The organism is Saccharolobus solfataricus (genome assembly GCF_900079115.1).
Lineage (GTDB): Archaea > Thermoproteota > Thermoprotei_A > Sulfolobales > Sulfolobaceae > Saccharolobus > Saccharolobus solfataricus.
On the sequence record NZ_LT549890.1, the window covers coordinates 2,417,234 to 2,428,616 of the forward strand.

General features: G+C 35.5%; 12 protein-coding genes and 2 pseudogenes. 9 read left to right on the top strand and 5 right to left on the bottom strand.

Annotated features, from left to right (window positions below):
• Positions 1 to 3: 3 nt before the first annotated feature.
• Positions 4 to 393 (bottom strand): hypothetical protein, encoded by a 390-nt coding sequence (locus SSOP1_RS12890; RefSeq protein ID WP_009991788.1) that lies wholly within the window; start codon positions 391 to 393, stop codon positions 4 to 6.
• Between the two features lie 196 nt (positions 394 to 589).
• Between SSOP1_RS12890 and zfx1 the strand changes: the two genes are divergently transcribed.
• The 7 genes and pseudogenes from zfx1 to SSOP1_RS16635 form a co-directional block, all read left to right on the top strand.
• A complete protein-coding gene (gene zfx1, locus SSOP1_RS12895) occupies positions 590 to 904 on the top strand; it encodes a zinc-containing ferredoxin Zfx1 (RefSeq protein WP_009991787.1) in 315 nt (104 codons plus the stop codon).
• A gap of 33 nt (positions 905 to 937) precedes the next feature.
• On the top strand, positions 938 to 2,458 hold the full coding sequence (locus SSOP1_RS12900) for a M61 family metallopeptidase (RefSeq protein ID WP_009991786.1): 1,521 nt from the start codon (positions 938 to 940) through the stop codon (positions 2,456 to 2,458).
• A gap of 66 nt (positions 2,459 to 2,524) precedes the next feature.
• Positions 2,525 to 3,404: pseudogene (locus SSOP1_RS12905) on the top strand (transposase).
• Positions 3,405 to 3,548: 144 nt separating this feature from the next.
• Positions 3,549 to 3,833, top strand: a complete 285-nt coding sequence (locus SSOP1_RS12910) for a hypothetical protein (RefSeq protein ID WP_010923928.1) — start codon at positions 3,549 to 3,551, stop codon at positions 3,831 to 3,833.
• Between the two features lie 646 nt (positions 3,834 to 4,479).
• Entirely contained in the window at positions 4,480 to 4,719 is a 240-nt protein-coding gene (locus SSOP1_RS12915; protein ID WP_009992195.1) for an AbrB/MazE/SpoVT family DNA-binding domain-containing protein, read from the top strand.
• The gene (locus SSOP1_RS12920) at positions 4,700 to 5,080 is read left to right on the top strand and encodes a type II toxin-antitoxin system VapC family toxin (RefSeq protein WP_009992194.1); all 381 of its coding nucleotides are present in this window, start codon (positions 4,700 to 4,702) and stop codon (positions 5,078 to 5,080) included. Before SSOP1_RS12915 ends, SSOP1_RS12920 begins: the two co-directional genes overlap by 20 nt.
• Positions 5,081 to 5,257: 177 nt before the next feature.
• Positions 5,258 to 5,455, top strand: a pseudogene (locus tag SSOP1_RS16635) (hypothetical protein); the annotation flags it as partial.
• An 8-nt stretch (positions 5,456 to 5,463) separates the two neighbouring features.
• Here SSOP1_RS16635 and SSOP1_RS12925 read toward each other — a convergent pair.
• From SSOP1_RS12925 to SSOP1_RS12940, 4 genes are all read right to left on the bottom strand, one after another.
• Entirely contained in the window at positions 5,464 to 6,231 is a 768-nt protein-coding gene (locus tag SSOP1_RS12925) for an Lrp/AsnC family transcriptional regulator (protein WP_009989290.1), read from the bottom strand.
• A 58-nt stretch (positions 6,232 to 6,289) separates the two neighbouring features.
• The gene (locus tag SSOP1_RS12930; protein ID WP_009989291.1) at positions 6,290 to 6,838 is read right to left on the bottom strand and encodes a hypothetical protein; all 549 of its coding nucleotides are present in this window, start codon (positions 6,836 to 6,838) and stop codon (positions 6,290 to 6,292) included.
• Positions 6,839 to 6,951: 113 nt separating this feature from the next.
• The gene (agl3, locus tag SSOP1_RS12935) at positions 6,952 to 8,118 is read right to left on the bottom strand and encodes a UDP-sulfoquinovose synthase (protein WP_009989292.1); all 1,167 of its coding nucleotides are present in this window, start codon (positions 8,116 to 8,118) and stop codon (positions 6,952 to 6,954) included.
• 93 nt (positions 8,119 to 8,211) lie between these two features.
• Entirely contained in the window at positions 8,212 to 9,195 is a 984-nt protein-coding gene (locus SSOP1_RS12940; RefSeq protein ID WP_009989293.1) for a lactate/malate dehydrogenase family protein, read from the bottom strand.
• 40 nt (positions 9,196 to 9,235) lie between these two features.
• On the opposite strand from SSOP1_RS12940, the gene SSOP1_RS12945 reads away from it, so the two are divergent.
• Together SSOP1_RS12945 and prpB are read left to right on the top strand one after the other, a co-directional pair.
• The gene (locus tag SSOP1_RS12945) at positions 9,236 to 10,543 is read left to right on the top strand and encodes an MmgE/PrpD family protein (RefSeq protein WP_009989294.1); all 1,308 of its coding nucleotides are present in this window, start codon (positions 9,236 to 9,238) and stop codon (positions 10,541 to 10,543) included.
• Positions 10,518 to 11,375 (top strand): methylisocitrate lyase, encoded by an 858-nt coding sequence (prpB, locus tag SSOP1_RS12950; protein WP_009989295.1) that lies wholly within the window; start codon positions 10,518 to 10,520, stop codon positions 11,373 to 11,375. Before SSOP1_RS12945 ends, prpB begins: the two co-directional genes overlap by 26 nt.
• Positions 11,376 to 11,383 lie beyond the last annotated feature (8 nt).

The following is an 11,383-nucleotide window of genomic DNA, read 5'->3' on the forward strand; positions in this document are numbered from 1 at the left end:
ATATCAAAACATATCAGATAGCATTAGATCTTCTAATAACATCATATTTATAAGCGACATTGTAATAAGTAAGGGAATAATATCAACGTATTCTTCAGGTAACTTGGAAGGATCTAGTCTACCGCTCTGAAGTAATTCTTGTAATTTTATTGATTTTTCTTTTAAAGTTTCGTAAATCCTCTTCGCCTCCTCTAAACCAGCAGCGGTGAGATCATAAATAGTCTTTTTGAATATAATTCCTTTACTTCTCTTTATTACTAGACCGTCTCGTTCCAAGTATCTTAATGTCGCCTCAACTTCATATTTATCTTCCTTTAGTCCCTCTGATATCTTTTCCAGTGTGGAGTCTCTATTCTGATATAAATAAGCAAGGATCTTTTCTCTAAGGTTCATATAGATATTTTTATCTTTCCCTAGGATTTAAGTATTTTGGCCAGTCTAATTTGTCTTATTATATAGTCTTTATTATTTATTTATCTAAAAAAAGCGACATATAAAACTGATAGGTAAATTATGTAAAAAGGATTCCCGAACTAGTTAGGGATTATTTTAATTAATGATGTGGGTAATTTAAGTTCTTGGTGGAAAAATGGGTATAGATCCAAACTATAGGACGAATTTCCCAGTTTCGGGAGAGCATTCTGGGCATAAGGTATATGGCACAGTAGAACCACCAGGAAAGCTAGGCATCCATGGTACTATTGTTGGTGTGGATTTCGATCTATGTATTGCAGATGGTTCATGTATAAATGCGTGTCCAGTTAATGTCTTTCAGTGGTACGATACACCTGGTCATCCTGCATCAGAAAAGAAGGCAGATCCAGTGAATGAACAAGCTTGTATATTCTGTATGGCATGTGTTAATGTCTGTCCAGTAGCTGCAATAGATGTAAAACCGCCATAAATTTTTTATTAACATTTCCACTTCCTTTCTAGAATGAGATTTTATATAAATCCTAGGAACAAGTATATAGAGGTTTATGGAGAGGGAAGAGAGGGCATAATTATTTTTCCAACATGGGTTCCCGGTTCTTATGTTATTAGAGATACTGAGAGATATGTTGTAGAAATAGATGGGATTAGAATAGGGAAGAACAGATTCTTCGTTAAGGATAAGTTCAGATATTTAATTCAAGCTCTTAGTAAAGATCAAAGGGAAGCAATCTCAACGAGCGACTATTTATTTATAAATCCAGCATCAGTATTCCCATTTCAGACAATTGAAGAGGAGTACTGTGTTAAAATTAACGTTAGGTGGCCCATTCATACTACGCTAAAAAAAGTCGGAGATTGGTTTTGTGCTGATAATTACAATGAATTTGCGGACTCACCGATTCAAGCTTCACCTAAATTAAAGTTGATCGAAATTGATAGAAATCATAAAATTTCTACTATTGATGAGCTTGATAAACCCATAGTAGAATCTCTAGGTAAATGTACATTTGAAATAGATCAGAATATATTTTCCGATTCCTCAACAAATGAGTACATATTCTTTTTTAGAAGATCCGATACCGATTTCGGCGGAATAGAGCATGAGAGATCTTCCTCCATTGTAATCTCATGGAACTATAAAGATCTTATTCGTTTGTTTATTCATGAGTATTTCCATAGATATAATGTAAAGAAGATTAGACCAAAAGATTTAAAGATAAATTACGAAAGTGAGACTTATACTGAATTACTGTGGGTTGCAGAGGGTCTTACAGAATATATTGCAGTAATAGTCCCTTTGAGAACAAAAGTAGTAAAAGTTGACGATACCTTAAATTACATTGCTAATACACTAGCATGGCTTACCTTCCCCGGAATAAGGAGAATGAGCTTAGCAGAGTCTTCCTATACTACATGGATAAAGTATTATCGCCGTGATAATAATTTCTTAAATGTAGGTATTTCTTATTATCAGCTAGGTCTTATAGTTGGTCTTATAATGGATCTAGAGATGATTGACAGCGGTAACTCAATATATAATTTCTTTAGAGAATTATATAAGATAAGGGAATATACGTATGGAAACGTTAGAGATATAGCAGAGGGGTTAGGAGTTCAAAATATAGACGAATTGGTGTTTTCAAGAAATCCACCTATATTTAACAGATTGTCGAAATTTTTTAAACTGAGTTTCGTGGACAAAGGTTTTCCATACTGTGGTTTAATGCTAGATAATAAGAAGGTAACTTTTGTTGAAGATGACTCACCAGCAGATAAAGCAGGGATTATTCCGGGAGATGAAATAGTTGGGATAAACGGAATATCTTCTAGTAATTTAAATTTAGAATGTAAGGATAAACTGGAGTTAGTTATTAATCGAGAAGGGAGGCTTATAGAGTTTACGATTATACCAGATGGAAATCCCGGACACAATTTGGTTATAAAAGGAAATGGAGAGATCTTCAAGAAATGGTCTGGTGGTATAGAATATGGAGAAGGAAAGTCAAATATAAGAATTATCTAGTAGGTGCTTTGTGGATTGCTTCAGAATTGTACAAAAAGTTTATAGATTATTCGTTAAGTATTACCTATGGGAAAGAGTAAGTACAAGAGGGACTGGAGCAAGTACGACGAGAACGTCATAACTAGATATAAGTTGATGTTCCCTTCTACGTATTCGAACATTGGTGGGACTTATTAGCAGAGGAGAACAGGAACGCTAGGACAAAGTATAAAGCTCCGAAGGAGTTCAACGAATTCCTAGCATTCTTACACATCTTCCTACCTTGCAATAGAAGGAGTATTAAGAGCCTTAGAACAATTGAAGATCATCCCCACAAGCCTCGAACAATATGGGAGAGAGTGAGGAACATGAACATAACCTTCCCCGAGACAAGTGATGAACTTGAAGTAATTGTAGACGCTACCGGCATTAGCACAAACACGGGAGGACAATACATTGTTGCCAAGTGGGGTAAGACTATGGATTCAAAATTCCTCAAGATCGAGATAGTAATGGACAATAACGAATTCAACGTGGTAAACGCTGAGGTCACTAGCAACGAGGTTGAAAGTGCTGTAAAAACAGTTAAGGATCTTCAAGATAAGGGAAAGAAGGTCAAGAAGTTTTATGGAGATAAGGCATATGACGTCAATGAGGTTTACAAGACCGGAGTTGAGGTTGTAGTTCCTCCCAAGAAGAACGCTTCTACTAAACGCCATCCTGCTAGACGTAAGGCTGTGAGTGAGTTTAGGAAGTTGGGTTATGATCGTTGGAGGGAGGAGAAGGGTTATGGCGTTAGGTGGCGGGTCGAGTCCTTGTTCTCTGCGGTGAAGCGTACTTTTGGGGAATCGGTTAGACAAGTTTTGCTGGGCAAGTAGTTGAGGCTAAGCTCAAGTTCTGGGCTTACGCGTGGATGGTTAACTTGGCGAATTCTGTAGTCGGTAGGGCTCCGGGCATTAGGGTGTAAGCTTGAGAAGAACGTTGAAATAAATATTAATTACTGAAAAAATTAGTGTTATACAATATCGTTTTAATGAGACAAATTAAACGAATCAACAAAGTATATTGCACCAAAATCCTTATAAACTCTTTCTAAGGAAGCCTATACTACATGGAGCCATTCTATTTCAAGTCCTATAATAGAACAGTAGGAATAGCTCATGATATAAATGAATTAGAGAAGGAGATAGAGAGACTAGGAAGGGATGATCCTGGTTGTGTTGAGTGGCATCTTAGGGAGGGGCATATTGTGGTTTGGTTGAACTATATTGGTGAGAGGGGTTTGGCTGAGATGTTGAGGGGGGTTGGTAACGTGAAGGAGGCGTTGGCTAGGATTAGGGAGTTTAAGGCATTGAAGAGTAGGCAGAGGAAGAGGACAAGATACTATAGCAAATAATCCATTTTTTACGGTTAACTAAACTTCCAACTTTTTCTCAAGTTAGTATTTATAGGAAAATCGTTACACTTTTACGTTACGTTAAAAATATATAATGAATCTTTCCTGGTTAGATGAAAAATGTTTATTGATAAGCTATAATATTAAGAAGTACAATGGAAGATATTTATAAATACATGGATAAATATTTTGACTTTTTATGATAAGGGAATTTCCTAAAACTACTATCAAGTCTGGTCTATCGGACATGTGCGATTCAAGTGTCTTTTGCGAATTGTAATTTGTAAATGATGCAGTTGTAAAAATGTTAACATTTGGTAATCATGTTTCTCTACTAATTAGTCGCCTTCATTTAGTTAATTTCATAGCAATCTTTAAAATAAAGTGAATTCGCAATGGATGTCTGAATCTCCCGGTCTATCGGACATAATTAAAAATCTGAAGTCTAAATTTTAAAAATCTTGAAAATTCGTCTTTGCCTTTAAAGGCTAGACTCTCAGTAGTGAGGAATTAAGACTATGAAAAGATTATCGAGTGAAGATTATCATTAAATTCTTCTAGGATTGATTAAAAATACAAGCTATGAGATTCTCTGTTCTGATATTAAGAAGTTAAACTTTATACCTATTGAGTTAAACTATTATTTATGATGGTCACAAAGGTACACAAAAAGGGAATAGTAGTTATCCCAAAGGAAATAAGGGAAAAGTTTAACATCAAGGAGAGGGATGAAGTAATTATTTACAGTGACGAATATGGGATTCACATATTACCAAAGAAGTCGCCAGAGGAATTATTTGGAATAGATAGAGGAAAAAGTTTGGAAGAGCTGGCTAAGGAACATATTAAAGAAAGGGAAACTGAACGTGCGAAAGTACATCCTTGATGCTAATATTATATTTCAATTCTTCTCTGGTTCACCTAATGTTAAGAAGTATCTATTAAATAATGACGAGAAGTTTGTTAACGCTGTAAATCTTTCAGAATTCGCATATCATTACGCAAGGAAATTCGGCCTTAGGGCCTCGAGCGTCAAATTGAACTACCTCTTGACCTTCATAAATCTTGTGGAAATCGATAAGACACTTGCGGAAATAGCTTCGAAAATAAGATTAAAATACAATCTATCCCTAGATGATTCCTTTCTCATCGCCACAGCAGAGGTAATTGAGGGAATAGTTGTCGCATCTGATCACGAGTTAGCAGAAAGAACGGCAAAAGATTATAATGTGGAATTTATACTCTAGAATAATTTTAATAAAATGAAGATACAACTTTATCCGCATAAAAAATCTTACAGTACTGCTTCAAATTTTAAATCTTAATTTTTCCCAATCAAGGTGTTTTTCGGTGTTATACACTTTTTCTTCAAGCTTCTGAGTGGGAAACGCATCGGGCTAATCTATTATAGCCCTATTGTAATAATAGGAAGGGATGATCCTGGTTGTGTTGAGTGGCATCTTAGGGAGGGGCATATTGTGGTTTGGTTGAACTATATTGGTGAGAGGGGTTTGGCTGAGATGTTGAGGGGGGTTGGTAACGTGAAGGAGGCGTTGGCTAGGATTAGGGAGTTTAAGGCATTGAAGAGTAGGCAGAGGAAGAGGACAAGATACTATAGCAAATACACTTTTTATAAAAATTCATATTTTGTTGTTATCATTATTTCTGCGTCCTTATCGTATTCTCTCTTAAACTTTAATGCTAAGTCCCTAGCTTCATCCATACTATCAACCACATTTACAAATATTCCAGCTTTATCATCTTCTATTTCAGTGAAAGCGTACTTAGCAAAGAAATTTTTCCCGTCTTCTACTTTAGATGTAAATACTGCAAATATAGATATTTCTGCCTTATTTAAATCTATAATAGGGATCAATCGGATGAATTTCTTGCTATATAAATATCTTAGATGCCTTCTGATCGTTTTAGACGATACACCCAATTCTTCGGCAAGCTCAATTGGTTTTATTAGAGGTTTCTCTTTGAGGATACTCACTACTTTCAAGTCGAACTTAGATGGGCTATAAGGCATCTGATTTGGTATATAAATCATTCTTGGTTCTCCTAACTTCTCGCTCATTTTTCGTATTTTTTCATCAAGTTCAACTCTACTCTTTGAATCGATTTCATAAACGTTAATTTCTTCTAAACACTCAATTTTAGCTATGTAATCTCCATCCCAATCGTATAAATTGTTAAAGGCCACGTAGCCATGGTATCTGCCTAGGAAATTCGGATTTACATAAACTGTAAATCTTTTGATTATATCCCCAAATAACTTTTCCATTCTGTAGCTTACTGCTGGTGGAGATATGCCTAACATGATTGCTATTTTTCTTTGTGGTGTTCTAGCGTCCTTTAGAAGTATCTTCAAAATTCCCTTATCTATTGAGTCCATAATTACCTATCCCATTTATGTTTTATATCCTTTTCTTACAATACTGTTTTAAAAGTTTTCACAATATTTCTTCTTTTTCACTTATCTTTTTGAGACCTTCGAATAAGGAGTTTGTATTTCTTTCATTAAAGGGTAGTTTTATTATAGTATACTCTCCAGAATATATCCCATACATAAAAAGTATTACATCTCTCTCGTACAAAAAAGTGTAAATAAGTGCTTGCATTAGGTCGACCTTCTTAAGTTCAGGTTTGCTCTTTATTTCTATCACAAGATCGTCAGAGCAAATATCGGCCTGCCCAACCAACTTGATATTTCCTATTCTCTCTATCCTCTTATCACAATAGTATAATTTCCTCTCATTAACTACCTCGTAAAGAAGCTCTAGAGCTTTATTCAAATTATAGTAAAATGGTAAATATTTCTCATTAATTCTGATAATGCCATTTATTAGATATTCTTGCAAATACTCATGAAGTAATTGACCTAGCTTTCCGTTACTGGGCATTCTCAACTCTAGTATATAATATTGGGAAAGTACTTCGTACTCTATATCCTTGTAGTTAATGAAATAGCCTAATTTCTTTTTTAGACTATTTTCCACCATTCTGCTTTTCTGATCGGAGTTTAAATAGATTTTTCCAAAAAACCAAGACATATCTAGTATGAATTTAGCTTGAATATTACCATAATTATAAACGTTTTAGGATCGATAGTGATTTAAGTTCTTCCTCTTCTCCAATCTGTCTTAGGTAGTATTACGTGTTTAAATGATTCTAGTCTATTCTTATAAGGAATCAAATCCTCTATTATGTTTCTTATCTCATTCTTCAAGTTCTTTTTAGGACTGAATCCCAAGGATGGCAATATTTTAGTTTCAACGTTATAATAGTGCTCTTCTTTCTCTACTCTAGGATTATTTACATTTTGTATCTTTACCGTTAACCCCATGGACTCGCCAACTTCTTTAACCATGTTTGCAATTTGACCAACACTATAGACTTCATGAATCTGATTAACGACTCTATATTCTCCTTGGCTAGGAGGATGTTCAAGTAAAATTGTTAATGCTTGCATACTATCTTCAAGTGAGATAAATCCTCTGGTTTGTCCTCCTTTTCCATAAGGTGTTAACGGAAGACCTAATACTGCTTCCACACAATACCTATTAACAACTGTTCCCCAAACTTCATCAAAATCAAACCTTGTCCTTAACTTCTCATCTATAATTTCCTCAGTTCTAGTACCATATACAGGACCTTGCATAATATCAGTGATAGTTAAGTTCCATACTTTATTTGCCCACATTAAGTTATAGCTGTCATAAACTTTACTCCAATGATACCAACTGCTCGCCCATTTAGGAAATGGAATCTTATCCTTTTTACCATTTATCTCGACTTCTACGAATGGTGACTCCAGTATATCGTAATTTGGAGTTCCGTACTCTCCCATTGTCCCCATCTTTAAGATATGAATACTAGGATCTACTTTAATGATCGAATAGATTAGATTTATTGTACTGGTCAGATTGTTTATTAGTGTATAATTAGCGTGGTTCACATCAATCATCGAGTAAGGAGCAGATCTTTGTTCGGCAAAATGTACTATTGCTTCCGGTTTATGCCTCTGAATAATTTCATGTAATTTATCGAAATCCTTAACATCAGCCCTATAAAAAGTTATATCAACGTCAAGTAATTTTCTTGCTGCTGAAATCCTTTCCTCAGGATCTGGTAATGGAAATGCGGAATCTGATCCTACTTCCCTTACCGCATCCCTGGTATATAAGTTATCTACTCCAATGACTTCATGTCCTCTTTTAGCTAATCGTAAGGCTAGAGCCCATCCTAAGTAACCATCAGCACCTAAAATAATTACTTTCATCAATAATGTGAAGGTTGTGGAAATAAAAAAGCTTATGGTAAGGGTAAGGCTAACTAACGAGAAAAGTTAAATCCGCATCCGTTAAATCGGAAATTATTGCTTAACAGTCTGTAATAGATGATCTAAATTCTCCTTATAAACTCTATAGAAGTCCTCAACAGACTTATTTAACCTTTGCCTATCACTCTCTGGTAATACACCCTCCAAACTCGGTCCTATTTCAGCTCCTACAACTATTGGAACACTTATGTGGATTATTTCACCTTGATAAGTTCTAGGGGTTGCGATACTCATTACTCTTCCCTCATTAAAGACTACTGATCTCACGATATCCTTTATTATAGTTGCAGGTCCCCATGTTGTTCCTCCCATTACCCTTATTATTTCCCCTGGTATTGACTTGACGTAATTTTCAACTTCCTCTTTAGTTAATCCCTTAGCTACTTCCTCAAAAGGTTTTCCATTAACCTTAACTGTGCTCCATAATACCACTGCATCTTCTCCATGCTCTCCTGCTACGTATCCAGTTACTTTGTTCGCTGGGACCTTGAGTTTCTTGGCTATGTATGATCTAAGTCTCATTGTCTCCACTGCATCGCCAGTACTTATTGTAAATTGTTTAGAGAATCTCATAAATACTGATGCCATCATGTCCACGGGATTTGCAACCATTATATATAGTGCCCCTGGATTTTTAGGTGGAAGCTGTTTTGCAAGGTCTATTTGTATTTTCGCATTGTCAATAAACAAGTCCCTTCTGCTCATTCCAGGTTTCCTGGGCTTACCTGCCATAATTAGTATGATATCAGCATTGGTCACATCATCAAGAGAGTTAGTACCAATAACTTCAGTGGAAAGACCTCGCGTAGCTATTGCGTGTCTTAACTCGTGTTCAAACTTTTCTGGTAATTCCGGTACAATATCATATAGTATAGCTTCACTAGCCAAGCCGTCAAAAATTACAGAATAAGCTATTGTCTGGCCTATTTTTCCTACTCCTATAAAAGCTATTTTTACCATATTATCACGAGTATAAATATGCATTCTAAAGTATATTAAGCTTTTTTCAATGTTCATTATAGTTCGACTTTTATACTCCCTTTAATTTTACTCTATTATGGAAATAGCTGAAAAGATTGCTGAATTTGTGAGTTCAGTAAATTATCAAAATTTAAGTGAAAAGGTTATACATGAGGCAAAAAGAAGAATAATTGATGCAATAGCAGTAGCTCGTGGAGCATTAAATTCCCCACCTCATTTAGTTAACAAAAACGTGGTAACATACTTTCTGGGTTCTGTACCTCTACTTTTTGGAGGAAATGCAACTCCAGATTTCGCAGCATTTTACAATACTTTCTTAATTAGATATCTCGATTTTAATGATACTTACCTTTCAAAGGAGCCCCTACATCCTAGTGACATGATAGGGGCTTTCTTATCCTTAGGTTCCCTATTTAATTTAGAAGGGAAGGATGTAATAGAAGCTGTTGCTATAGGATATGAGGTCGGTGTAAAGTTATGCGACGCAACATCATTGAGAAAGAAAGGTTTTGATCACGTGACTTTCCTTCAAGTTGGAGCTGCAGCAGGTTTAGCTAAGATGTTAAAATTGGACGAAAAATCTACTGTTAACGCTATTTCATTAACATTAGTACCAAATATTGCACTTAGAGAGACTAGATCTGGGGAATTATCGATGTGGAAGGCTGGTGCAGCAGCAGATGCCTCAAGGAAAGCGGTTTTTGGAGCGCTATTAGCTAAATTTGGAATGACGAGCCCTTCAAAGCCTTTCTCAGGTAGATTAGGTTTTGTAAACGTTGTGGCAAAAGATTTTGACTCTACGGTGTTTAATCGCCTAGAGGACGATGGTATACTTAAAACCAGCTTAAAGAAATATCCAGTGGAGTATCATGCTGAGGCAGTGGTAGAAGCTGGGAAGAGTTTTAACGTTAACGTTGATGATATAATTAAGATAGAAGTCGAAACCTATGAAGCAGCTAAGACAATAATAGCAGATGAGGAGAAATGGAATCCTACCAATAAGGAGACAGCAGATCATAGTCTGCCCTACATCCTGGCTTATACCTTAATTAAGAAGGATTTCTGGCTTGACGCATACGATAAAGAGATGATATTTAATGAAAAAATAAGAAATTTAATGAAAAAGATTACTGTTATTGAGGATGAAAAATATACTAGTATATATCCGAAGGAGCTACCCGTTAAGGTCACAATCTATACCACTAAGGGTAAAGATACGATCGAAGTTAGGAACCCTAGAGGATATTATAATAATCCAATGACTGATGCTGAAGTTGAAGAAAAATACTTAAGGCTGAAAGGTAGAAAGGAAGAGTTAAATATTTTGTGGAATATGGAAGAATTAAAGGTGAAGGAGATTGTCTCAAGTATTAAGGGAAGCTGATTTCTTAATGGTTCCGGGAGTTTTTAATCCTTTTACTGCAATTCTGGCAAAAAAGGTAGGTTTTAAGGCTGTATACTTATCAGGTGCTGCTCTTACATCATCTTACGGCTTACCAGACATAGGTTTAATAACATTAGATGAAGTTGCTGAGATGATAAGAAGAATTAAAGAAGTTGTTGATATCCCGATAATAGTTGATTCAGATACCGGGTTTGGTGAGGCAATGAACGTTTATAGAACTGTAAGAGTCCTAGAAAAAGCAGGTGCTGATGCTATTCAAATAGAGGATCAAAGAATGCCAAAGAAATGTGGGCACTTAGAGGGTAAAGAGGTCGTGGAGCCTTTAGAAATGGTTCAAAAGATAAAGGCTGCTTTAAAGGCTAGAAGAGATGCTTTAATAATAGCAAGAGTAGATTCTCGTGGTGTAATTGGTCTTGACGATGCAATAGAGAGGGCTAAGATTTATTTAGAGGCAGGAGCTGATATAATATTTCCAGAGGCTTTAACCAGTAAGGAGGAATTCACTAAGTTCGCTAAAGAGGTAAAAGCCCCGTTATTAGCTAATATGACTGAATTTGGTAAAACCCCTTACATTAAAGCTCAAGAGTTTAAGGAGATGGGTTACAAATATGTAATATTCCCTGTTACTATATTTAGGGTAGCAGCTAAGGCGATGAAGGATGCCTTAGAGGTTTTATTAAGAGAGGGAACACAAATCAACTTATTAGATAAAATGATTAATAGGCAACAGCAATATGAGATAATTGATTACTTCTTCTACGAGAGATTAGACAAGGAATTAGGTAGTATAAAACTCGTTAGAAAGCTTTAAATTTTTAT

Bases quoted from the DNA above. Each gene is read 5' to 3' on its own strand.
- SSOP1_RS12890 (WP_009991788.1), bottom strand. From the start codon at position 393: ATGAACCTTAGAGAAAAGATCCTTGCTTATTTATATCAGAATAGAGAC.
- zfx1 (WP_009991787.1), top strand. From the start codon at position 590: ATGGGTATAGATCCAAACTATAGGACGAATTTCCCAGTTTCGGGAGAG.
- SSOP1_RS12900 (WP_009991786.1), top strand. From the start codon at position 938: ATGAGATTTTATATAAATCCTAGGAACAAGTATATAGAGGTTTATGGA.
- SSOP1_RS12910 (WP_010923928.1), top strand. From the start codon at position 3,549: ATGGAGCCATTCTATTTCAAGTCCTATAATAGAACAGTAGGAATAGCT.
- SSOP1_RS12915 (WP_009992195.1), top strand. From the start codon at position 4,480: ATGATGGTCACAAAGGTACACAAAAAGGGAATAGTAGTTATCCCAAAG.
- SSOP1_RS12925 (WP_009989290.1), bottom strand. From the start codon at position 6,231: ATGGACTCAATAGATAAGGGAATTTTGAAGATACTTCTAAAGGACGCT.
- SSOP1_RS12930 (WP_009989291.1), bottom strand. From the start codon at position 6,838: ATGGTGGAAAATAGTCTAAAAAAGAAATTAGGCTATTTCATTAACTAC.
- agl3 (WP_009989292.1), bottom strand. From the start codon at position 8,118: ATGAAAGTAATTATTTTAGGTGCTGATGGTTACTTAGGATGGGCTCTA.
- SSOP1_RS12940 (WP_009989293.1), bottom strand. From the start codon at position 9,195: ATGAACATTGAAAAAAGCTTAATATACTTTAGAATGCATATTTATACT.
- SSOP1_RS12945 (WP_009989294.1), top strand. From the start codon at position 9,236: ATGGAAATAGCTGAAAAGATTGCTGAATTTGTGAGTTCAGTAAATTAT.